Below are 23,615 nucleotides of genomic sequence, written 5' to 3' on the forward strand. Positions count from 1 at the left end.
GACAGCCTGCCAGCTTAAAGGCGTGAATATAAAAAGGAAATGAATCATGAAAAAACTGATACTAGCAGCCTCTGTTGTGCTGCTTGCTGCCTGCTCCTCATCTCCGCAAGAGCCTCAGGTAAACTTCATGCCTCAGATAACCACCAGTCAGAACAGAGTCGTTGATAACCTGACACTAAGTCTGGATAGTAGGGATGCCCGTTCTGCCCAGTATGTAGCTCTGGTAGATAGCGGCCGTAACAATATCCTACCGATTCATGCTAAGCAAAATGTACGCATAACGCTGGAATCTGCCCTGAACGACCAACTGAATGCTCAGGGATACAGAATCTCTGTAAACAGCCCGAACACCCTTGCTCTTGAAATTCGTGAGCTGCTGATCAATGTAAGACACAGCGTTATGTCTAACGAGATGGAAGCCAAGGTTACTCTTCAGCTAACGGCTGAAACCCCTGCCGGTAAACTGGTAAAAACCTATAACGGTAGCGCAAGCAAATCGGGCACCTTCAGCGCTTCAGATGCTCAGATTGAAGAAGTACTGAACGATATTACTAGTCTGGTTCTCAAAGAGATTGCCAACGACCCTGAGCTTAACAACTATATGAAGGAACGCTTCTGATGAAGAAACTACTTATCTCACTGGCTTGTCTGTTTAGTGCCTCTGTAATGGCTGCACCATCGGTCATTTTTGAAACGTCTATGGGGAACTTCACTATAGAGCTGGATTCAGAAAAAGCGCCTGTTACCACTAAAAACTTCCTTAGCTATGTAGAAGACGGCAGCTATGAAGGCACTATTTTCCATCGCGTTATCCCCGGCTTTATGGCTCAGGGTGGCGGCTTTGATACAGATATGAAAAAAGTCGCTGCGAATAAACCGATTAAAAACGAGGCCAGCAACGGATTAAAAAACAGAGTGGCCACTATTGCGATGGCAAGAACGTCTGATCCTGACTCTGCAACCCGTCAGTTCTTTATTAACTATAACGACAACGATTTTCTTGATTATAAAGAGTCAGCAAATCCGGGGTACGCTGTTTTCGGTAAAGTAACTGAAGGGTTTGAGAATGTACAGAAGATGGCCAAACAGCCGACTAAGTCACTAGGCCGTTACCATGATGTTCCGGCTACTGCTATTGTAATCAACAAAGTTACCGTTAAAAAGTAAACTCAATCTTAAAATAGAGAGCCGATTTATTCGGCTCTTTTTGTTACCGGGCTTTATTATTACCGGACTATAAAAACAGGGATAGTTAAATGACACAACAAATCACCTGGCTGGAAACAGTAAAAAGTTATCTGGATAAAAAACTACTTTGGGTCTTTATGCTGGGTTGCTCAAGCGGCTTTCCATGGGTACTCATTGGCTCAAATATGTCCGGCTGGCTGAAAGATGCAGGACTGACCCGCGCTGCTATTGGTTACTTCGGCTCAGTATTTGCCGTCTATGCTATTAACTTTCTCTGGGCCCCTCTGGTTGACCGGGTGAGGCTTCCGCTGCTAACCGCGCTTCTCGGACAACGCAGAAGCTGGATATTTTTGTGTCAGTCACTGATCCTGGTCGCCACTCTATTTATTGCCGGTGTTAACCCTGCAAATGATCTGATGTTTACCTCAATGCTGGCACTGGGGATTGCTATCGCTTCTGCCACGCAGGATATCGCTATAGATGCCTTCCGTATCGATACCTTCCCTAAATCTGATTCCAGTAAACTGCCGCAGGCTTCTGCTATGGCGGTAATAGGCTGGTGGACAGGTTACTCACTTCCGGGGTATCTCGCCTTTATCAACGCGGACAGCATCGGCTGGAATGGCGTTTACTACGGTATGGCGATGATTGTCGGCGTGCTTATGCTATTTACCCTGCTGGTAGGCGAGCCACAAACCAACAGAGATGAACTGCAACATATGGCAGAAGAGCGACATAATAAGGTGGTCGGCTCAAAACTGGTGGCGTGGCTTAGTGTAACGGTAGTAGAACCATTCCTCGACTTCTTCAGACGAAACGGTGTTCAGGTTGCGGTTACCCTGCTGCTATTTGTATTCCTGTTTAAAATTGGTGAAGCCTTCCTTGGCAGAATGTCGATTACCTTTTACAAAGAGGTCGGCTTTAGTAATGAGCAGATAGGCCATTACTCTAAGCTTATCGGCTGGTGGGTCACCATCTTCTTTACCTTGGTCGGCAGTATGTTCAATGTCAAGTTCGGTATTGTACGGGGGCTTATGATAGGCGGTATCGCTATGGCCTCCAGTAACCTGATGTTTGCCTGGATCGCCTCAGCCGGACCAAGTGAAAACCTGTTCCTTGCTACGATTATTGTCGATAACTTTACCACCGCATTCTCTACGGTTGCCTTTGTCTCCTTCCTGACAGTGTTAACAGGACAGGCTTTCTCTGCAACACAGTACGCCCTGCTAGCTTCCCTTGGTAACTTTGGCCGAACCACGCTAGCCTCTTTTAGTGGCGAACTGGCAGACTACCTTAATGACTGGTCATTATTCTTTATTCTGACCGCGGTAATGGTGATTCCAAGCCTGATAATGCTTTACTCACTGCGTCATTACTTTGCTGATTTACTGGAAAAAGCAAAAAATCATCAGGGCTAATCTTTAAATAGTCCAGACTTACAATCATCAAATCATATCTAAGCGAACGACTTTAAACTCGTTCGCTTTTTTATATCCATACTTAAACGGCTTTCGTTGTTTCACACTGAACCTTTCAACAATAACTGATAAAAATATCCAAAGGATTATTTATTGTTCAATTTTATTATTTACGTATCACTTTGATGACATGGTAAAAACAAACTAAACTCTACCAATATCACAATATCAATTGCTGCATTTGCAAACGCAAAAACAACAGTTACAGGTAACATAAGTATAAATATTCAGACACTACACTAAAAATATCCCTACAAGCCTTTAGTTTAAAAGCTCTAATTTAGATTAGTTAAAACTAATACTGCCAACTAACACACCTGTTAGTAATATTTTCCGTGTAATATATGCAATGAATAATAAGATCCACCTCACGCTATCAATGCAAAACAAATGTAACGCAAACGGTAAACTAATTTAGTTCCCCAACAGATCTTATTTACTTGAACCTCATCACAAATTATTTCCATTTTTGCACTGGATCTCACTTTTCATTTGAACTTTTACCGCTATTATTCGCCACCTACGGACATATAAGCAGCCCATGGAACTGGCTACTTAATTTAACAATTTTTGAAGAGTATCCCCTTATGCGCAAATCAATCATTGCTCTTGGCGTAATGGCAGCGGCTGCTGCTGTTCCTGCACAAGCAGAATATCTATTCGGTTTTGGTAACATGTATGTTGATTACCAAATGTGGAACCACGGTATTGGTAACGACAAATCTAACTTTGGTCAGGAAATCGACGATCGCAACCAGGCAGTAATCGGTATCGATGGCGGTGCTGTATTTGACTGGGGTCAAATCTACGGCTTCTACGACTACGAAGGTGTTGACCGTGGTGGCGACAACCGTGGTGCTTCAGCGAAAGGTACTATCCACTATAACCTGACTGACTCAGGCGTAACTCTATACGCTCAGGTTTACAATACAGATAAAGATAAAGGTCCTACACTGCACGAGCAGAACCGTGTAATCGGTCTGGGCTACACTGGTCTTAAAGGTGACGGCTGGGGAGTATCTACTTTCTTAGGTGTTCATCACATTAACACTGAAGGCAGCGACGCTAACCCTGCAATCACTGGTAACAACGGCGGTATGGCTGGCTGGGTTGGTTACTACAACACAGAAATTGGTGGCGAGAAGTTTACTTTCTCTACTTGGGGTGAGCTAGAATTTGCTCGCAATAAGAGATACTCAGACGTACAAAGCACTGAGTTTGCAAACGGCAAAGGCAGCGAGAGCTGGGGTCTTAACGGTAGTGTAAACGCAATGTGGAACTTCCACGAAAACTGGTCTACTGGTGTTCTTTACCGTTACACAGTAAACAAATTGGGCCGCAGAGATTACCAGGATATCGTAATCTACCGTCTGCAGTACGCTTTCTAAGTAAAGCTTAAAAAATAATCCACTTTAAAAAGGCGCTCAATGCGCCTTTTTTATTGCAATCCGTTTACTGATCGCTATGCTTTGTGCAAACTCAAATGGAGATGTTCAACTTGAATATTACTGTGCTGGGTGCCGGAGCAATAGGTACTCTATGGGCATTTTATTTAAAGCAGGCCGGACACCATATAGAACTGCAGACTCGCAGCCAAGACGAACAAGTTCTGTTACGCTCAGTCGATAACGCTCCGGCCGTGTCGTTCCAGGCAAACCGCACCAGTTTCCTGGCTGAAACCGACCTTGTGCTGGTAACCGTCAAAGCAGGTCAGGTAAAAACGGCTATAGACTCCATCGCAGATAAGCTTCACCCTGACACCATTTTGCTATTTATGCATAACGGAATGGGTAGCATAGACGAAGTTTATTCCCGCCTATCTGCTCACCCTGTGGTTCTGGCCACAACCACTCATGGCGCACTGAAACAGAGCCCTGAAAAAGTACTGCATACCGGTGAAGGGATAACCTTGCTCGGCGGTTATAACAGCAAAGGGAAACAGTGCCAGTTTTTAGCCGATGTGCTCAACAGTGCCTTACCTGAAGTACAGTGGGACAAGGATATTAATAAGGTGTTGTGGAACAAGCTGGCAGTTAACTGTGCGATTAACCCTCTGACAGCACTTTATCAGTGTAAAAATGGTGAGCTGGCCTCTGACAGCTATAAAGCAGAGCTTATTCAGATAATAGAAGAGGTCACTCAGGTTATGCAGGCCGAACAGATTGATGTTGAGTTCTCAATTCTGTTCAATAAAGTAATGGATGTGATTAATGCCACCGCAGAGAACTTCTCTTCAATGCATCAGGATATCTATTATCAGCGACCATCAGAGATAGACTATATAACCGGCTACCTGTGCAGAAAAGCAGAACAGCACCAAATAGCCGTACCGGCAAACTCAACCCTGTACAAAAAAATCAGGCAACTGGAAAACCATCAGGATAACTTATGAACCACAATATTTTAGTCCCTATCGCTCCGGGAACAGAAGAGATGGAAGCGATCACCATGATCGATATTTTTGTCCGGGCAGGATACAAGGTGACCGTTGCCAGCGTAGATTTTAACGGAGCCTTATCGGTGAAGGCCTCCAGAGGAGTAACACTGACGGCAGACTGCAAACTGGTTGATGTGGCAGATGAGGAGTTCGATGTTATAGCCCTTCCTGGTGGTGTTCAGGGTGCGGAAAATTTCCGCGACAGTACCCTGCTGACTGAAATGATAAAACAGCAAAAATATGATGGCCGCTGGGTCGCCGCGATTTGCGCTGCACCTGCTCTGGTTTTGCAGTCACATAACCTTTACCCTGATGCGTTAATGACCTGCCACCCCTCATTTCAGAGTACTATTGCTGAAAACAACTGGCGCCCTAAGCGGGTAACCATTGATGTCACTCATAAGCTGGTCACCAGTCAGGGACCGGCTACCGCTCTGGAGTTTGCTATGGAGATTGTTATTCTGCTCTCCGGAAAAGCGCACGCATGGTCAATAGCGGAACCTATGGTGACACTGCCGACGCTTCACTATCATATTCTTGGAAACTAGTATGCTGGATATAAACTCAGTTCGTGCACAATTTCCGGCATTATCAAGTCAGGCAACCGGGCAGCTTGTCTATCTGGATAGTGCGGCAACCACCCAGAAGCCAGAAGCGGTTATTAATACCATTCAAAACTACTACCGCAGTCACAACGCGAATGTTCATCGCGGTAGTCACTCCCTGACCGCTCAGGCAACGTCACAGTTTGAATCTGCCCGCGAAACGGTTCGCAGGTTTATCGGAGCCAGTGACAGTAAGGAAATCATCTGGACCAGAGGAGCGACAGAAGCCGTTAACCTGATTGCTCAGACCTATGCCCGCAATGCCCTTCAGCCGGGAGATGAAATTCTGGTGAGCGAAATGGAGCATCACGCCAATATTGTTCCGTGGCAGATTGTGGCTGAGCAGACCGGCGCAAAGGTAGTAAAAATCCCCATGCTTGCAGACTGTACGCTCGATATGCAGGCATTCTCAACACTACTCAGTAACAAATGTAAAATAGTTGCTGTTGCTCATATCAGCAATGTTACCGCTACACGCAACCCGATAGAGCAGATGATTCAGCAGGCCAAGGCAGTCGGCGCCATAACGGTTATTGATGGCGCACAAGGTATTGTGCATGAAGCGGTAAATGTGGCCGAACTGGACGCTGATTTCTATCTTTTCTCAGGACACAAGATCTACGCTCCCACCGGAATCGGTGTTCTATACGGTAAGGAAGAGCTGCTGGAGAAAATGCCTCCGTGGCACGGTGGTGGCAAAATGGTTGAACGGGTTTCCTTTGCTGAAACCACTTTTTCTCAGTTACCGGGTAAGTTTGAAGCGGGTACACCGAATATCGCCGGCGCTATCGCCCTTGAATCAGCCATTAACTGGCTATCTCAGTTCGATCAGAAGGAAGTAGAAAGCCATATTCATAGCATGCAGCAGTATGCCTTCGATAAGTTATCCGCCATTGAAGATGTTAAGATTATCGGCTTTCAAAAGGACAGTTCCGTTCTCAGCTTTGTAATCGATGGCGTACACCATCAGGATATCGACACTCTGCTTAATCAGCAGAATATCGCGGTTCGCTCAGGCCACCACTGCGCGCACCCTTTTATGGATGCCCTGAATATCAAAGGCACCGTCCGTGTCTCTTTCGCGATTTATAACACGATGCAAGATGTAGATAAGCTGGTACAGGCGGTAGAAAAGGCCATGGATATTTTATAGCTGCCTAATCGTCTCCACGATGGCCCTTAGCCCGTTACCTCTGGACGGGCTAAGATGCGCAATCAATCCGGTTTTAGCGAAATAATCATCAATATCAAAGTCGCTTATCTGCTGACGGGTTTTCCCTTCGTAGGCAGCCAGAACCAGAGCAATCAAACCACGAACAATACGGGCATCTGAATCGGCATGAAAATGCCAGATCCCATCAACCTCTTTACTCACCAGCCAGACCTGGCTTTCGCAACCCGAAATAGCCACCGTATCACTCTTAAAGCTTTCATCCATTTTAGGCAGTAGTTTACCCCACTGGATTAACTGGCGGTATCTCTCTTCCCAGCCCTTTAACGACTGCATAGTCTCAACGACTGTGGTTGCATCAATCTCGGTACCAAATGGAGAAGCAGGAAATGTCATATCTTTTATCTCTGGCAGTAAAACAGAATGATTATTTGCTATGTTTTTCGATTAGTTTAGCGACAATACGGGAAACAGCCACAAAACCAAAGGTTGCAGTAACAACCGTTGCAGCACCGAAACCACTGGCACAATCCATTCGCTTCGGACCTTCTGCGGTCGATTTTGTCGCACAAACAGTGCCGTCCGCCTGAGGGTATTTCAGTTGTTCAGTAGAGAATACACATTCAATAGCAAACTTACGTTGAGGGTTTTTACTAAAGTTATAAAAGCGACGAAGATTGTCTTTCAGCTTTTTCGCCAATGGATCCTGAATGGTACGTGCCAGATCAGCCACCTGAATCTGAGTCGGGTCTACCTGTCCGCCTGCGCCGCCGGTTGTAATCACTTTTATTTTATTTCTTTTACAGTAGGCCAGTAACGCTGCTTTAGGTTTAATGCTATCAATGGCATCCAGTACATAATCAAACTCAGTTGTTACATACTCACTGATATTGTCCGGGGTAATAAAGTCATCAATTAAGTTAACTTTACACTCAGGGTTAATCAGAGCTATTCGCTGCTCCATTACCTCTATTTTGCTCTGGCCCACGGTGCCCGACATGGCATGAATCTGACGGTTTATGTTAGTAACACAAACATCATCCATATCAATTAAGGTAATTTCACCGATGCCGGTTCTGGCTAACGCTTCCGCTGCCCATGAACCTACCCCGCCTATACCAATCACACAGACATGAGCCGCACGAAGAATCTCAACTTCCTGATTGCCATAAAGCCTTCTGGTGCCGCCAAATCGTTGTTCATAGCTATCTGAAGCTGGAGTGGTAAGTTCGCGCATAAGTTCCGGACCCTGAATCGGCTTATTAAGTTCGACTAAGCCTTAATAAAATAAGAGTGCGTTTTATACGCACTCTTAGGGGAAAGGTCAATATGGTCGCAGGGAAAGCTTACTGGTTGCTGCTACTCTGCTGTTCTGCTTCGCCGGCAGCCTGTTTTTCAGCCTGCTGCTGACTGTTCAGCCACGGCGAGGCAGACGGGCTGTTTTGTAAGCCAAGCTTCCAGACCCTACCAAAGTGTTTATAGTGCCCTGCCTCTGTACCGGATCTCGGCCCCATGCCATGGTAAAGATCCAGATGGTTCTCTTTTACCGCACCACCAGTATCCAGCACGATCAGCAGTTTTAGCTGATGGGCACCGCTCCATGAACCATCGGCATTAAGCAGGGGCACTTCCGCAAGAATCGGCGTGCCCATAGGGAACAATGCCCGGTCGCCGGCCACGGATGCCAATGGCAACAGAGGAATGCCAGCAGTGCCCCTTACTGCATTATCATCTCTCGGGTCAAAGAATACGAATGATGGATTCTGCTCCAGTAGAGTCCGTACTGTCTGTTCATCGTTCTCCATCACCCACTTTTTAATCGCTTTGAGGGACATCTCTGCCCGGGGAACTTCACCGGTTTCAATCAATACTTTACCTATGCTGACATATGGCTGGTTGTTTTTTCCCGCATAAGCAAAGTACTGAAGGGTGTCATCATCTTCAAAGTGAACAAAACCGCTGCCCTGAACTTCCATAATAAATGGATCGATCATATTGGCAGCATAACCAAGCTCCAACCCTTCTCCCTGCAGCGCTCCGTTATAGATTTCAGCACGTGTCGGGCAACTCGTTTCGCACTCAGGCAAGCCATAAAGAGGATATTTAAACTTGTCATCCGGCTGATGACGCAGCTCTATAACCGGAGAGAAGTAGCCGGTAAACAGCACATTTCCCTGCTTATCACCGCCACCAAGCTGGGCAAGTTCGACCCCGAAGTTGGCTAGGTCTTGCGGCTTACCACTCTGTAATACCCAGGCATTAAGCTGTTCATACAAACCCTGAAATTTCGCAGCCAGAGAGGGAGAGCCCTGTACCACCTGTTCTGCCTGTTGTGCAAAAGCGGTAAAATTCCTTGGCTTATTTGTTTCTATACTATCAACTCTGTTCAGGTTGGAATCAAACTTATGCTCATAATACTGTTGAGCCCTGTCTGTCGGCTGAGCACAGCCAAACAGAAACATCAGGCTAAAGGCCGGAAGCAATACTTTATACACGCAATCAATCCTAATTAAAAAATACAACGGCTACTCATCAGTAGCCGGCTCTGGTTTTGGCTGATATTTTCCACGCAAGTGGAAGGTTGATTCATAATGCAGCGGAGCCACTCTTTGCAGCACGGTATTATGCTCATCACGGATAACATAGATATACTTCTGATCCTGATACTCATACATAAGCGTACTTCCGTCAAAAGAGTAATCCACATCTACCACTCGCTCATTAATATAGATGCCTTCTTCTCTGACAGTGAAGCTATCCCGCGCATAATCGGGCACATTCTGCTCATCCCATGTACCAAACACAACAGAGTGATCGGTCTGAATATCTATCTGGCGGCTAATCAATGCACTAGCAACAGCCAGAATCATTATCAGCAGCAGTGAAACCACGATAACAATAGCACGTTTCACTTTTAAATCAGTATTTCTGTATTGCTTACTCAATGTCAAACCCGCAAGTTTCTTTTATGCGCAACGATACTAATACAGATAACACCGATTAGGTAATCTTATTTAGCAATCAAGGTGCATAAGCGAAATTGCTTATTGCCAACTTTTGAATTTTAATTCATTATTAGCAAATAATAATTCACCAAGAGTCACTATGAAGATTAGAAATACCGCACTGGTTAAAGGTTTCCGGCAGTCAACTCCCTATGTAAATGCTCACCGTGGAAAAACCATGGTGATTATGCTTGGTGGTGAAGCCGTTGACGCTAACAACTTTTCCGGCATTATCAGTGATATCGCCCTGCTACATAGCCTTGGTGTAAAAATAGTGATTGTCCACGGAGCGAGGCTTCAGATTAACCGCATTCTGGACGAGCGTGACTGCCACACGCCTTATCATCAGGGTATCCGGGTCACTGACGAAAAAGCACTGGACTTAGTTATGCAGGCAGCCGGTCAGTTGCAACTGACTATCTCGGCCCGCCTCTCAATGAGCCTGAACAATACTCCTATGGCCGGTACCCAGCTCAATGTAGTCAGCGGTAATTTTGTTATTGCCCAGCCACTTGGTGTAGATGATGGTGTTGATTACTGCCATAGCGGAAAAGTAAGAAGAATAAACACAGAGGCTATTAACCAGATTCTGGATCAAGGCTCTATTGTTCTGCTTGGCCCGGTTGCAGGCTCTGTGACCGGAGAGAGTTTTAACCTTCTCTCTGAGGAGGTCGCCACTCAGGTGGCAATCAGGCTGAATGCCGACAAGCTAATCGGTTTCTGTTCAGAACAGGGGATTCTTGATGATGATGGTCAGGTAATAGCGGAGCTTTTCCCCAGCCATGCAGAACATATACTGCAAAAGCTTGAATCAGACAACTTAACGAACGACGGCAACAGTTCCGGGACACTGCGCTTTTTACGCGGCTCCGTATCCGCCTGCCGTGCCGGTGTCAGACGAAGCCATCTAATCAGTTATAACGTTGACGGCGCCCTGATTCAGGAGCTTTTCTCCATCGATGGTATTGGTACTCAAGTGGTAATGGCCAGTGCAGAGAGAATCCGCAACGCTGATATTGATGATATCGGCGGTATTCTATCCCTTATCCGTCCGCTGGAGCAGCAGGGTGTTCTGGTCAGGCGCTCAAGAGAACAACTGGAGCAGGAGATCCATCAGTTTATTATTGCCGAGAAAGATGGACTGACCATTGGCTGTGCGGCGCTCTATCCTTATCCAGATGAAAAAATGGCAGAGATGGCCTGTGTGGCTATTCACCCCGATTACCGGGACGGCAACCGCGGTGTTGATCTACTGAATAAAATGAAGCAACGTTCAAAAAGCATGGGTATTGGAAAGATTTTTGTTCTGACTACCCACAGTCTGCACTGGTTCAGGGAGCAAGGCTTTTACGAAGTAGAAGTTTCCGCACTGCCGATGAAAAAGCAAGACCTTTATAACTTTCAACGACGCTCTAAGATACTGCAACTTGACGTATAAACGTTTGCTTAAAAATTCGCCTACTCAAACAGAAAAAAATAGTGCTGACTTCTTTTTTTAAAATCAGAAACATAGCTCTATTTATTTTCATTAAATAACAAGTTAATAATAATTTTGCTATATTTTTGTACAATCGCTGGTAAAATAGGCTTTCTCAGTTGGCTCAAGACAACAGTGAGAACCGATTTATTAACAGTTAAACGTCTGAAACATCAAAGTGTTTATCTTGATGAGCGAATTTTTATGAGAACCATTATTTGTAACTCGGTGCAAAGTTTTATCGACATGGCCGAAAATGATTTTCTCAAAGGATTGAATGTACACTGCGTGTTTCACGCCAATGAAAGTGTAAAGAAAATGATTATGCACTGTCAGAGACGACACAGCATTAAGCAGGTTTCCTTTTCGGAAACCGTAGCAAAAAGTAGTTAACTACTTATTATACTCAAGGGTATAGAGGGCTTAGCGTTGCTAAGCCCTTATTTTTTCTAATCAGCTCACCATAACTATTTAATTAATAAGTTCAAGGGTAATAAATAACCTATTGTATTTACTGATTAATCCATAAAAAAACAATTAAACTGACTGAATATATGTCTGACAATGCTGAATATCTAATTGCTTTCAGTAAATAACTCTAAAGCAGATTGCAGCCCACTCAGTCGCGCTGTTTTACTTGCCACCGCTCTCATCAAAACCTGTTCATCTGCGCAAACAACCAGCTTGTTTTTGGCTCTGGTAATGCCTGTATAAATCAACTCCCGGGTTAATACCGGCGAGTGCTCATCAGGCAACAAAATATAAGTGGTTTCAAATTCGCTTCCCTGAGATTTATGTATGGTCATAGCAAAGGCGGTTTCATGTTCCGGAACCCGCCCCGGCAGAACTTCTCTGACTGAACCATCTGCCAGCTCAAAAAATACTTTAAGCCTCTGCTCACCGCTTTCATCTTCTGTCAGCATGCAGATACCAATATCGCCGTTATAAAGACCGAGACTATGCTCATTGCGGGTCACCATAATTGGTCTGCCGTGATACCAAAGCTCTCTTCTGACCGGCAGTTTTCTCTGGCTTGCCAAAGCCTGTTCAATACGCATATTAATTCCGGAAACACCAAAGGTTCCCTCCCGGTTAGCACAGAGTAATCTGCAACGGGAAAACGCTTTTAATGCTGAACGGGCTCTGCTGAGATCATCACTGTCCGCACTCTCTAGTTTTTCTAAATAAAGAGAATATTCCTTCGCCAGCTTAGTGATTAATTGCTGATAGCTTTCCGTCGATAAAGCAACATAGCTGATATCAGAGTAACCAGATTTCCATACCTGTCTGACAGCCGTTCTGTCCCCCTGATTAACCTTAGCCGCCAGTTGCCCTATTCCTGATTTTTCATCAAAACGGAAGCTTTTCCGCAGCATACAGAGTGAATCTGTTACCGGGTTTCCGCTATCTGAGCAAGGTAAATTCTGGTAGCCGGTTAAAACAGTCAACTGGTTAAACTGCTCCCGGCTATAGTCATAGCGGCTAAAAGAGCAAATATCACCTAATACTGCCCCTGCTTCTACGGAGGCCAGTTGGTCCTTATCGCCAAGCAGTATCAGTCTGGCTTTATCCGGCATGGCAGTGATCAGTTTGTACATCATAGGTAAATCCACCATTGAGGCCTCATCCACCACCAATATATCCAGATGCAGAGGGTTATGTTGATTGTGCCTGAACTCGGCACGATCAGGCAGTGCACCCAATAACCGGTGAATAGTGCTGGCACTGGTAGGGATTTGTTCACGCACCTCAGGCGGAATATCCAGCCTGCCGACAGCGTTGCCGATAGATTCAGTCAGTCTGGCTGCGGCTTTTCCTGTAGGTGCTACCAGCTTTATCTCAGGAACAGATTGGTTATCTAACCCCTGCTGAACCAAAGCAGATAACAGCTTAGTGACCGTAGTGGTCTTTCCGGTTCCCGGTCCTCCGGATATCACCGCCAGCTTTCTGGTCAGCGCCACTGCTGCTGCCACCTTCTGCCAGTTAATCTCTTCGTTATCCTGTTCCGTTTCAGGAAACAGCTTAGAGAGTAGCTGAGTAAGGTTATCCATAGAGCTACTGTCCAACCCGGCCGGCAATGCCAGATTTATTAATCGCTCAGCCAGCCCTTGTTGATAGTGCCAGTAACGTTGCAGATAGAGCCGCTCACCATCAAACACCAGCGGGGTACTTGTGCTACCGTCACTCACCACTGTCGATTCTGCGAACAGCTGCGGCCAGTCAACAGAATCAAGCTGCTGATTCAGCTCAGCTCGTTTCTGAGAGGTCAGTGCCGGCAGCCCCGCAAGGGTTAAGTTTTTTATATCCAGACAGACATGCCCTCTGGAGAGTTCAATACTCAGTAGCCCGGCAATAAACCCCAGTTGTTGCGGGTTATTTTTTTCCAGTGAAGCGATAAAAAGGGCAAACTGATGATCCAGAGCTCTTATCGCCCCTTTGCTATTTAACATTTGCAGAATATTAATCATCGGCTTGATCTCCGGCAGGTGCAGCAATTAGCACATCAAATTGCTGCAGGAACTCTTCATCGGGCTTACGGTAAATTACTCCGTCACAGTTCTCTTTATTTACGCCACGCAGAAACAGGTAATAAACCCCGCCAAAGTGCTGTTGGTAACTATAGTTTTCTATGCGTGACGCCAGAAAACGGTGTAAGGCAAGAGAGTATATCTGGTACTGAAGATCGTATCTGTGGTCAATCATAGCCTGCTCAAGTGCCTGCTGATTATAATCTTCTGTCTGGTCACCAAGGTGGTTTGATTTCCAGTCCAGTACGTAATACTTTCCGTCATGCTCAAAAATCAAGTCAATAAACCCTTTCAGCATCCCCTTTAGAGTGTTGAAGTCCAGCTCTCCGGCCTGTTGAGACAGATCATCATACTGGCGTGATAACTGAGTAAGCAGCGGAGCAGCCAGATGATTTACCGGCAATAGAAACTCCATCTCCACCAGCACTTTGCTGCTGTCTTTATCCTTCAGCCTGAGCCCGCCGGACAACTCTGCATTAAGCACATTATCTATCATAGATTGCAGCACAGGCAGCCAGTGCGCTTCGTACTGATGAGACTGCAATAGTTTCTCAACCGTTTCTGTAGTCTGTTGGCTATCCACTGCTAAAGTAAAATCTATCTCTTCAAACAGGGTGTGCAGGAAGGTACCGGCCCGGGCTCCTTTCGGAAAAGTGAAAATAGAAGGCGCTGCCTCTTCGGCTTCAGCATCTGCTAACGACCAGTCAGGCTCACTGTCTGAACCAGAAGTCTCAATAACAACATCAGCCTTACTGCTGTCAGCAATCAACTCCTCTTTTGTTGCTGAAGAGTGAGAAGCCAGCCCGGAGTAACTACTGATACGCCACTGAGCATCAATCAGCGCCTGCATTTTTGCAGCTTTTAGATCATGATGATCTTTTAGCTCACTATGATCAAAAAGCTCATCATGATCAAACAGACCTATCTGCTCCTGCAGATCAATAGCCTGCGGAATCGGCTGCCATGAAATATCACCGGCAGAAGCATCCACAAACTGGCTTAGGCTACGGCTCAACTCACTGCTCGCCAGTGCTTCTGCGTTTTGCAATAGATAGCCAATGGCACTCAGGTGGGCACTGCTGGGGTCTTTTCTTGACAGTCCTCTTCGTAAAGGTGCCAGACCGATATAGCAGCCATAAACAGCACGGGTAACGGCCACATACAGCAGGCGTAGATCTTCGGCTAAACGTTCCTGATCGGCTTTCTCTAATGACTCATCTGCCTTATAAAGATCCAGCACTGTCTCATGTTTCTGCTGATCATGATATCTGGCTGTTTTTGCTTCACGGTAAGCACTGACAAAGGGAACAAACACCAAATCGTATTCCAGTCCCTTAGACTTATGGATGGTAATAATCTGAACCAGATTTTGTTCCGACTCCAGACGCTGGATTTGCTCATCTGAAACGCCACTATCACCGGAAAGGGCTGACTGAATCTGCTCACCGAACCAGCGGACCAGCGCGTGTTCATTCTCCAGTTCCTGTGCAGCCTGTTGTAGTAACTCAGCAAGATGAAGATAATCCGTCAGGTAGCGTTCTCCGTTCTCAGCAGACAGTAACCTTACCGCCATACTTTCATGGTTCATCAGGGTTCTCAGCATGGACATAACACCACGCCGCTTCCATAACTGATGATAAAGCTGGAACTGATTACTGACGCTTTCCAGCAACAACTCATCAAGGTTAAGCCTGTCCAGCTCTGCACTGTCTCTGTCCATCAGAGTTGTGGCGAGGGCTGACTTTATTGCCCTTTCGTCATTGGGATTAAGTAGTGCCTCAAGTATTATTCTTAGCTCGCAAGCTACCGGGCTGGTAAATACACTATCGCGGTTGGACAGGTAGACACTTGAAATACCCAGCTTGGTCAGCTCCTGCCTGACTAAAGCCGCTTCAGCTCCGGTTCTTACCAATACGGCGATATCACCGGCCTGAATGGCGCTTTTCTGTTTACTGTTTTTATTAAATGAGGCTTTGCCCTGCGAAGCGAGCTTTAGTATCGATTTAATCTTAATTGCCGTCGCCTGAGACATTTGCGCAAGATAATCGGCTTTCGCCAGCGGTTGTTCACTTTCCATCAGCCAGAAGTTCATTGCAGGCTGACGCTTACCTTCCAGTTGCCAGAAAGCCTCATTCCCTCCCGGACGGGACGAAACCGGGTAGAATGGGATATCCTGTTCATAAAGGAAGGGGGAATCCGCATTGCGGAATAAACGGTTGGCGCCCTCTACCATGGCGGAACTTGAACGCCAGTTGGTACCTAGTGTGTAGTGGTCCTGTACTTCGTTACGGGCGCGGATATAGGTAAAGATATCAGCACCGCGAAAAGCGTAAATCGCCTGCTTCGGGTCACCGATCATAAACAAGCCTGTTTGCGGCTTATGCAGATAAATACGGCTGAAGATACTGTATTGAAGAGGGTCAGTATCCTGAAATTCGTCAATCATGGCGACGGGATACAAGCTGCTGATACGTTCAGTCAGTATCCCTTCACTATCCGTATCGATAGCCACGGAGAGTTGCAGCAACAGGTCATCAAAAGAGAGCCATTGCTTCTGCTGTTTCGCCTGTTGCAGTCTAATTCTGCAATGCTTCACCGCATGAGCCATCAGGGGTTCACGCAGGGAAGGAGCAGTCTGCATAAAGGCTTCAATCTGATGAAAAACATCATGCTCAGGTATCTGTTTAGCTGAAGGTGTCTTTTCCTGTAAAAAGCCGTAGCGGAATTTTTCCAGCTTATCAGGCAACTGATAGTTTGTGGTTTCCGACTCTGCCCAGCGATCCAGCTCAGCAATCCAGTTAGGCAGGTTTTTCTTGGTAAATGAACGCTTACTTACATCAGAAGCGTTGATAATATCAGTGACATCAGCAGAAGCTTCACTCCATACCTTTTTCAGACCGCTTATTCGTTGCAGATTTGACTGATGCAGTTCATCCAGCCCGTGGGGCATAGCTTCAACATTAAGGTGAACTTCCACTCCGGTCAGATAACCGGCTATCTGCCCCAGTAAGGCATCCGGTGAAGGCCAGATATTTCTGATCTCCGCCGCCAGAGATTGATTTAATCCATAAAACTGGCTGCGCCAGTAGTCACAGACAACCTGTGCTTTTAACTTACTTTCATCGGTAACAAACTCATTACTAAAGCGGCTGCCGGACTCAAAGGCATTCTGGGTCAGCATTCTCTGACAGAAGCCGTGAATGGTAAACACAGCGGCTTCATCCATCTCCCGCTCTGCATTTAGCAGAACTCTGGCAGCCCATTGGTGATCTTCAATCTCTTCTAGCAGCGGCTGAACGACAGGGTCATCACTCTCATTGCGCAAAAAGGCAATTCTGGCCAGATGAATTCTGCTGCGGATTCTGTCCCTTAGCTCGGCGGTAGCAGCCTCAGTAAAGGTCACCACCAAGATCTGGCTTACCCGCAATGGTTCTTTATGCCTGCTCTCTTTACTGCCGTGACCAAGTAGCAGGCGCAGATAAAGACCGGCAATGGTAAAAGTTTTACCCGTACCGGCAGAAGCTTCAATCAGCCGTGCACCATGCAAAGGAAACGTCATGGTCTCCAGTTGCTCGGCGCCACTCTGTCCGGTTATTTGTGTATTTTGATTGTCAGACATCTTGTTTATCTTCACTGCAAGCCAGAACATTCAATAGCACTTGTTGTGCATTACCCATTAGCGATTGATACAGAGCATTATTCCACTCCGGCCAGACACGGGAGATATAGATATCGCTCCCTTCACCGGCAAAAGAGTAGCTGTCGTTAAACACCTGAGACATCTTACTCTCTGTATCTTCTTTACCTTTTAGTTGCCATTCTATACCTGTAAAGGCGGTTTTAGGGAAATAGGCCAGCGGCTGATTCATTCCCTGATAGTAAAGCTCTGTCAGCTCGGATAACCATTGCAACGCCTGCACTTTGTCCACCGGCTTAAGTAACTTATGTTCAATACCAGTTTTGTTATCGTATCCAATCAGATGAGTCGACAAAGTAAGGCCTGATGCCCCAGCACACAGGTGATCCAGCCAGCCTGACAGCCAGTCCTGACTGCGTATCCGGCCACAACGGTAACGAACAAGTCCTGACGTATAACGCTGTTTTAACCATCCTGTCAGACGAACATTGGTTTTATTTTCATCCAGTGGAATTTCAAGATTAACTTCCCCGTCACTCTCCGGCTGATAGCAAAGCTCATTCAGTTTAGCCGCCAGAGCTTGTGTCATCTCACTATTACTTTCGAACTCAAGCTCACCAAAGGCGCCCACCGGTAAGCGCCCTTTTGCTCTCTGAAGAGAATGGAACTGGTGCTTGTGCTTAAGCTGTTCATCTTCCGAAGCACCAATCATGGCCGCAAGCATCTCCTCCCTGAGCTGGTAACTATCCAGTCCGCTGAGGATAAACGGCTCTTCATCCACAATGTCAGTCGCGGCAGACTCAAAATAGACTTTCAGGCGGCGGTTAAAAAAGTAACGTACCGGTAATTTCCAGAAACGCTGAAGCTCAGCCAGAGGGAGTTCTGCCGGTTGCTCAACACTGGCTAAATAGTCATCCAGAGGCTGAACAAAGGCTTTTTTCACTGAGCTCACACCAGCCGCCACAGGCAGCCACTCAGCAGCATAACTTGGCTTGTCACTACTAAACGCCTGCCTGCTGTAGGGCACCATTGGATGGTGATAAGTAAGGTTACTGATTAGCCGTTGTGCGGAGCTGTCCGACTCCAGTTGCTCATCACCTTTAAGGCAGAAATTGGCACCACAATACTCAAGCAGTTCCGAAACCAGAATGGAAGGTGCCAACTCACTATTATCCTGAATCGAATGGGCAAGATAGCTGATATACAAAGTTTTCTGGGCAGACAACAAGGCCTCAAGGAATAGATATCTGTCATCATCTCTGCGGCTGCGGTCACCCGCTCTTACCCGGCCGTTAATCAGATCAAATCCTTCCGGCGCAACAGTACGGGGGTAGATACCGTCATTCATTCCCAACAGGCAGACCACATCAAAAGGAATGGAGCGCATCGGCATCAGGGTACAGAAGTTCACCTGCCCGGCCAGAAAACGCTGACTAACAGAGGAAGAAGAGAGCTTACCCTGAAGATATTCCGTCAGAACCGGCAGGGATATTTTATCCTGATAACAGGCGCTCTCCAGTTGCTCACTAAGATGCTGAAGGGTATCGCGGATAGTTTGTACCGCCATTTCTCCTTCCGGCTGCACAAGGAAAAAGTCGTCACTCAACTGGTACAGGCAAGCCTGCCACTGTGACGCGGTTTTCTCACCAGCCAGCTCGCTTCTGTAGTGGGCTATACGGCTGATAAACTCCGCCAGTTTTCCGGCCAGTTCGGCATCTAACCCCTGAACCTCATTGTAAGGAGCAATAATATGCTCTCCGGACTGATAAAAGCCGCTGCTCTCATGCATAGCGTAGCCCATCAGCATACGCTGAATACCGAATAGCCAGCTGTTCTGTTCCATCTCTGGTAAATCAAACTCAGTAGCAGTACCACTGTCGACTCCCCAGCGAATTCCTACCTCTTCGATCCATAGCCTTAACCGGCCAAACTCAGCATCAGAAAGATCAAAGCGGGCCATAATTTCAGGCGTTTCCAGCAGTTCAAGTAGCTCAGAAGCGTGACAGCGGTTAAAAGGCAGGCCAACCAGTTCTAAAAAGCTGCTCAGTACCGGACTCTCCTGCTTTGCAGTCCGGTCAGAAATAGAGTAAGGGATATACCTGTCTGAAGCGGCATTACCAAATACCGCCTGAATCGCCGGGCTGTAAGCATTGATATCCGCCACCATCACAATAATATCCCGTGGCTTCAGCTGTGAATTTTGCTCAAACATTCTCAACAGAGAATCATGCAATACTTCCACTTCCCTTACCGGGCTATGACAACCATGCAGAGTAAGGGAAAAATCGTTTATATCAATTGAGTTTTTATGACTGCTGGAGAGCAGGTTTTCATCATCCTGCCGCTCTTCCAGATTAAGAATATCAGCCTGAATTTGCTGTAAAAGTGACTCTCTGTCGATATCGACAAAGGCTTCTATCTCATTAGAAGCGAGCTGGGAAAGCAGGTACATATTGTCGCGTCCCAGCTTACCCATAGAGGCAAGCAGGCCGTTACCGATCACATGAGTATGTAGCTCATCAGCCAGATTCTGCTCCAGAGTACCTTTTAGCTGCAGCGACTCACCACTCAGCTCTGAATGGTCTTCACACCACTCAAGGTGCTTTCTGCTGTTGGCTTCAAGTCTGGCCAGAAACTTACGATCCCTTACTTCGCCCCAGTAATAACGGCAAGGGTTAGTAAACATAAGGTGGACATCCATATGTTCACCCAGTGCCTTCAGGGCATCTATATAGCGGGGCGGCAGTGAAGAGATACCAAATACAAACAGCCGCTCAGGCAAATCGGTAAACTTACCCGTATAGTTTTCTAACTTATCGATAAACTCTTCATACAGGTTAGCTCTGTGATAAGGGGACTGATTCAACATCAGGGTATGATCGTACAGAGCCTGCCAAAGTATGGGCTGCCACGGCTGTTCATCTTCAAGTTCAGCAACGGCTTTGCCGGCTTCCCAACTGGCTATCCACTCCGGGCGATAAACCAGATAGCCATCAAATACATCAGCGATTTTCTCAGCCAGTTGGTAGAGTCTGGAACCGTCCGTATCATCGGAAAGGTATTTTTTTAACGCTGAAAACTCCGCCAGCTCCAGTTTCTCCGGCAGAACTTGTACGATTTTCCATGTCATCGCCTCTTTGTTAAAGGCACTTTTTTCCGGAACATCATCCAGAACGGTAACAAACATTTTCCAGATAAAGGTGGCAGGCAGAGGAAACTCTATATTGGCAGCAATACCCAGTTCATCGGCCAGAGCCATTTTCAGCCACTGCGACATTCCCGGACTCTGCACCAGAATCTGTTCTTTCTTAAACGGGCTGTTCAGGGGGGATGATTTGATCAGTTCAACAAGTAGGGATTTCAGTATGTCGACCTGATTAGAATGATAAACCGTAAACAAAGCACACCTGCAGATAACAAAGTAACGTTTAGCTGTCAGGTTAGCATATTCAACCACTTAAGTGCTTAGCTAATTTGTGAGTTGTGCATTTAACTAAATAACGGCTGTCAATTACGCTGCAACATTGATTGTCAGACAGCTTTTTCATCAAGAAAATAGATCATCAAGGAAAGAGCCCCTCCGCGCCTAGGATGGCGCGGCGGAGCCCCACAGATAGGTTTACGCGTGTTTGTGTTCGCTCTATACCTGTTTGACTCAGAAACTAATTCTGCTCAACCCTATGATCAGGCGATTTTCTCTTCTCTGGCCAGACGATACTGGACAAGATCTTCGATAGTAAGAACCGGCATATTATGCAGCTCACCAAAACGGACAATTTCTGCTGTCTTGGCCATAGTGCCATCAGGATTAGTCACTTCACAAAGCACACCAAACGGAGACAAACCAGCAAGGGTCATCAGGTCAACGGTGCCTTCGGTATGCCCTCTTCTGCTCAGCACGCCACCCTGACGGGCTCTCAACGGAAATACATGACCCGGCCTTGCCAGATCAGTAGGTTGTGCATCAGGATTACAGGCGGTTTTTATGGTGACCACACGATCGGCAGCCGAAACACCGGTAGTAACACCTACTTTCGCTTCAATTGAAACGGTAAAGGCAGTCTGATTAGCGCTATTGTTGTTTTGCACCATTGGCGGAAGATCAAGCTTAGCGGCATGTTCATCGGTAATACAGAGGCAGACAATTCCGCTGCATTCGCGGATCATTAGCGCCATCTGCTCGTTAGTCAGGTGATCGACAGAACAGATAATATCGCCTTCATTCTCACGGTCTTCATCATCAAGTAACAAAACTCCCTGACCATTTCTTAATGCGGTCAAAGCGTTTTCTACTCTCTGTTCCGGTGAACCGAGTTTTTCTAAAAGAGACGTTGGGGACTGATTCATGGTATTACTCCAATATTTTTACCAGAATCAGGGCATCACGAAGGGAGGCAGCCTATTTAGCTGCCCAAAACAAAATACACCGCAACCACTGCCTTACAGGCAGATCTATGCAGTGCATCCATCCTCTTCCATCCGGACTATAACCGTCGGCTTTGGCATCTCACCAAATCTGCTGACCCTGAAGCTAAGTTCAGGCGCTCGCGGGCTCACCTGTAGAGGTATACCGCCGGTGGGGAATTTCGCCCCGCCCTGAGAATATTAAATTGATTTCGTTTTTGCTTAAGTCCGGCGCGATTGTGTCCCTGACTTAAGCGGCACAAAGCATACACCTTTTAATATCCGCCACCAAGAGGCAAATCAATACATTGTCTGCTTAAGCTCTCAGAACCGTTATCACCGCTAGACTTATCAACTATAAAACTGTATAAACACACAGTAATTTATTAATTTGTCTGAGGGATAACCATGGCTGTAATCGTCAAGTACGTGGTGGAGCGCAACGGAGAAGAAAAGATGACTTTTACCTCTAAAGCTGAAGCTGACGCTTATGATAAAATGTTGGATATGGCCGATGAGCTTTTCGAGCTAATCGGGAAAAGTGACTTGATCGAAGATGAAGGTAAACAGGAAGAGCTTTCCCTGTTTCTTGCCCAGCATAAAGAGGATGTTCTGTTTGCTCTTGGTGCAAAACGCAAACCCGCACCGAAAAAAGCCAAAAAAATCGAAGCGGTCGACACTGCTGAAGAGAGCAAAGAAGACGCAGCCTGATTGCCCTGATACCTCAATGATAAGCGCAGCACTATGCTGCGTTTTTTGTGTCCGCCTTGTGTACCTCCCTTAACTGCCCACCCTGACTGTCAACTTAAATATATTTAACAAAACTTGTTTTAACCGATCCCTCTATTTTCAGCTATCATCAGGAGTTTACACTCCACTTTTCAGGAATTTACAATGAAGGAACTTATTCTTCATGGCGCAACTGTGTTTATGGGCTTTTTTGCCATAATGAACCCCATTGCCAATGCACCTATTTTTCTCGGCTTAACCAGCAATGAAGATCGAAAAACGGTTAAAGCCATCGCGTTTCGCTCCGTGTTGGTCGCTTTTATTCTTATCGCCCTTTTTGCCATTAGCGGAAAACTGATTTTTGATCTGTTCGGTATAACCCTTTACGCCCTGCGAATTACCGGCGGTATATTGGTATTTCAGATTGGTTTCCATATGCTTCAGGGACGCTCTTCTGAAGTTCACTCTCCTGCTCAGGGAGATAACGGTGAAGCCCAGAAGCAGGCTGCTTTGAGTATCGCCGTATCTCCGCTGGCTATGCCGATTCTGGCTGGCCCCGGTACTATAGCAACGGCAATGAACTTTGCCTCTGCACCAGGTAACGGCGAAGCCATTATCACCATTATCTGTTTTGCCATTCTCTGCCTGATGACCTACTTCATCTTTATTTCCGGTGAAAAACTGGTTAAAGCCATCGGCCCGGATGTAATGAATGTGATCACCAAGATGATGGGATTAATTCTGGCTGTAATTGGTGTGCAGATGCTGATTGAAGGTATTGAGCAGGCAGTAAAAACCTTTAGCTAGTTTCCTCCTTTCTGTCCGTCCGGGATATCTGCCAGCAGATATCCCAGATTAACATGCCAACTCGCCTGTATTTTCTTTTTAAGGAAATATATCTTCAAAAAGACAAACAGTATCAAATTGCAGACTTTATCCCTTTCTGCTCTTTCCTC

At 46.3% G+C, this 23,615-nt stretch carries 18 protein-coding genes and 1 riboswitch; of the genes, 10 read left to right on the forward strand and 8 right to left on the reverse strand.

The window, feature by feature from the left end:
* Positions 1-46: 46 nt before the first annotated feature.
* The 7 genes from PK654_RS12130 to csdA all read left to right on the forward strand — a co-directional run bounded on the left by PK654_RS12130 (position 47) and on the right by csdA (position 6,861).
* Entirely contained in the window at positions 47-619 is a 573-nt protein-coding gene (locus tag PK654_RS12130; RefSeq protein WP_271696032.1) for a YajG family lipoprotein, read from the forward strand.
* Positions 619-1,167, forward strand: a complete 549-nt coding sequence (locus PK654_RS12135) for a peptidylprolyl isomerase (protein ID WP_271696033.1) — start codon at positions 619-621, stop codon at positions 1,165-1,167. The genes PK654_RS12130 and PK654_RS12135 overlap by 1 nt, the downstream gene beginning before the upstream one ends.
* 89 nt (positions 1,168-1,256) lie before the next feature.
* Positions 1,257-2,606 carry an AmpG family muropeptide MFS transporter gene (locus PK654_RS12140; protein WP_271696034.1) on the forward strand — a complete coding sequence of 450 codons (1,350 nt, stop codon included), beginning with the start codon at positions 1,257-1,259 and terminating at the stop codon, positions 2,604-2,606.
* A 647-nt stretch (positions 2,607-3,253) separates the two neighbouring features.
* Positions 3,254-4,054: an outer membrane protein OmpK gene (locus tag PK654_RS12145; protein ID WP_271696035.1), complete on the forward strand. Its 801-nt coding sequence runs from the start codon at positions 3,254-3,256 to the stop codon at positions 4,052-4,054.
* A 110-nt stretch (positions 4,055-4,164) separates the two neighbouring features.
* Positions 4,165-5,058: a 2-dehydropantoate 2-reductase gene (gene panE, locus PK654_RS12150; RefSeq protein WP_271696036.1), complete on the forward strand. Its 894-nt coding sequence runs from the start codon at positions 4,165-4,167 to the stop codon at positions 5,056-5,058.
* Positions 5,055-5,651 carry a DJ-1 family glyoxalase III gene (locus PK654_RS12155; protein ID WP_271696037.1) on the forward strand — a complete coding sequence of 199 codons (597 nt, stop codon included), beginning with the start codon at positions 5,055-5,057 and terminating at the stop codon, positions 5,649-5,651. Before panE ends, PK654_RS12155 begins: the two co-directional genes overlap by 4 nt.
* Before the next feature lies 1 nt (position 5,652).
* Positions 5,653-6,861: a cysteine desulfurase CsdA gene (gene csdA / locus PK654_RS12160; RefSeq protein WP_271696038.1), complete on the forward strand. Its 1,209-nt coding sequence runs from the start codon at positions 5,653-5,655 to the stop codon at positions 6,859-6,861.
* On the opposite strand, the gene csdE is transcribed toward csdA, so the two are convergent.
* From csdE to PK654_RS12180, 4 genes are all read right to left on the reverse strand, one after another.
* Entirely contained in the window at positions 6,856-7,275 is a 420-nt protein-coding gene (csdE, locus tag PK654_RS12165; RefSeq protein WP_271696039.1) for a cysteine desulfurase sulfur acceptor subunit CsdE, read from the reverse strand. The two genes, csdA and csdE, sit on opposite strands and share 6 nt — an antisense overlap.
* Positions 7,276-7,306: 31 nt before the next feature.
* Positions 7,307-8,116, reverse strand: a complete 810-nt coding sequence (gene tcdA / locus PK654_RS12170; protein ID WP_271696040.1) for a tRNA cyclic N6-threonylcarbamoyladenosine(37) synthase TcdA — start codon at positions 8,114-8,116, stop codon at positions 7,307-7,309.
* 109 nt (positions 8,117-8,225) lie between these two features.
* A complete protein-coding gene (gene mltA / locus PK654_RS12175) occupies positions 8,226-9,374 on the reverse strand; it encodes a murein transglycosylase A (RefSeq protein WP_271696041.1) in 1,149 nt (382 codons plus the stop codon).
* A gap of 30 nt (positions 9,375-9,404) precedes the next feature.
* Positions 9,405-9,824: a DUF2850 domain-containing protein gene (locus PK654_RS12180; RefSeq protein WP_271696042.1), complete on the reverse strand. Its 420-nt coding sequence runs from the start codon at positions 9,822-9,824 to the stop codon at positions 9,405-9,407.
* Positions 9,825-9,984: 160 nt separating this feature from the next.
* On the opposite strand from PK654_RS12180, the gene argA reads away from it, so the two are divergent.
* Complete coding sequence (gene argA / locus PK654_RS12185) at positions 9,985-11,322, forward strand: amino-acid N-acetyltransferase (protein ID WP_271696043.1); 1,338 nt, start codon at positions 9,985-9,987, stop codon at positions 11,320-11,322.
* 614 nt (positions 11,323-11,936) lie between these two features.
* On the opposite strand, the gene recD is transcribed toward argA, so the two are convergent.
* From recD to ribB, 4 genes are all read right to left on the reverse strand, one after another.
* Positions 11,937-13,829 (reverse strand): exodeoxyribonuclease V subunit alpha, encoded by a 1,893-nt coding sequence (gene recD / locus PK654_RS12195; protein WP_271696045.1) that lies wholly within the window; start codon positions 13,827-13,829, stop codon positions 11,937-11,939.
* Positions 13,822-17,484 (reverse strand): exodeoxyribonuclease V subunit beta, encoded by a 3,663-nt coding sequence (recB, locus tag PK654_RS12200; protein ID WP_443088747.1) that lies wholly within the window; start codon positions 17,482-17,484, stop codon positions 13,822-13,824. The genes recD and recB overlap by 8 nt, the downstream gene beginning before the upstream one ends.
* Before the next feature lie 16 nt (positions 17,485-17,500).
* Positions 17,501-20,926: an exodeoxyribonuclease V subunit gamma gene (gene recC / locus PK654_RS12205; protein WP_271696047.1), complete on the reverse strand. Its 3,426-nt coding sequence runs from the start codon at positions 20,924-20,926 to the stop codon at positions 17,501-17,503.
* A gap of 284 nt (positions 20,927-21,210) precedes the next feature.
* On the reverse strand, positions 21,211-21,873 hold the full coding sequence (ribB, locus tag PK654_RS12210; RefSeq protein ID WP_271696048.1) for a 3,4-dihydroxy-2-butanone-4-phosphate synthase: 663 nt from the start codon (positions 21,871-21,873) through the stop codon (positions 21,211-21,213).
* 116 nt (positions 21,874-21,989) lie between these two features.
* Positions 21,990-22,134: riboswitch (FMN riboswitch) on the reverse strand.
* A gap of 204 nt (positions 22,135-22,338) precedes the next feature.
* Here ribB and PK654_RS12215 point away from each other — a divergent pair.
* Entirely contained in the window at positions 22,339-22,641 is a 303-nt protein-coding gene (locus PK654_RS12215; RefSeq protein WP_271696049.1) for a YebG family protein, read from the forward strand.
* Positions 22,642-22,824: 183 nt separating this feature from the next.
* Positions 22,825-23,466, forward strand: a complete 642-nt coding sequence (locus PK654_RS12220; RefSeq protein WP_271696050.1) for a MarC family protein — start codon at positions 22,825-22,827, stop codon at positions 23,464-23,466.
* Positions 23,467-23,615 lie beyond the last annotated feature (149 nt).

The organism is Vibrio sp. SCSIO 43137 (assembly GCF_028201475.1).
Taxonomy (GTDB): Bacteria; Pseudomonadota; Gammaproteobacteria; order Enterobacterales; family Vibrionaceae; genus Vibrio.

Bases quoted from the DNA above. Each gene is read 5' to 3' on its own strand.
- PK654_RS12130 (WP_271696032.1), top strand. From the start codon at position 47: ATGAAAAAACTGATACTAGCAGCCTCTGTTGTGCTGCTTGCTGCCTGC.
- PK654_RS12135 (WP_271696033.1), top strand. From the start codon at position 619: ATGAAGAAACTACTTATCTCACTGGCTTGTCTGTTTAGTGCCTCTGTA.
- PK654_RS12140 (WP_271696034.1), top strand. From the start codon at position 1,257: ATGACACAACAAATCACCTGGCTGGAAACAGTAAAAAGTTATCTGGAT.
- PK654_RS12145 (WP_271696035.1), top strand. From the start codon at position 3,254: ATGCGCAAATCAATCATTGCTCTTGGCGTAATGGCAGCGGCTGCTGCT.
- PK654_RS12155 (WP_271696037.1), top strand. From the start codon at position 5,055: ATGAACCACAATATTTTAGTCCCTATCGCTCCGGGAACAGAAGAGATG.
- csdA (WP_271696038.1), top strand. From the start codon at position 5,653: ATGCTGGATATAAACTCAGTTCGTGCACAATTTCCGGCATTATCAAGT.
- csdE (WP_271696039.1), bottom strand. From the start codon at position 7,275: ATGACATTTCCTGCTTCTCCATTTGGTACCGAGATTGATGCAACCACA.
- tcdA (WP_271696040.1), bottom strand. From the start codon at position 8,116: ATGCGCGAACTTACCACTCCAGCTTCAGATAGCTATGAACAACGATTT.
- argA (WP_271696043.1), top strand. From the start codon at position 9,985: ATGAAGATTAGAAATACCGCACTGGTTAAAGGTTTCCGGCAGTCAACT.
- recD (WP_271696045.1), bottom strand. From the start codon at position 13,829: ATGATTAATATTCTGCAAATGTTAAATAGCAAAGGGGCGATAAGAGCT.
- ribB (WP_271696048.1), bottom strand. From the start codon at position 21,873: ATGAATCAGTCCCCAACGTCTCTTTTAGAAAAACTCGGTTCACCGGAA.
- PK654_RS12215 (WP_271696049.1), top strand. From the start codon at position 22,339: ATGGCTGTAATCGTCAAGTACGTGGTGGAGCGCAACGGAGAAGAAAAG.
- PK654_RS12220 (WP_271696050.1), top strand. From the start codon at position 22,825: ATGAAGGAACTTATTCTTCATGGCGCAACTGTGTTTATGGGCTTTTTT.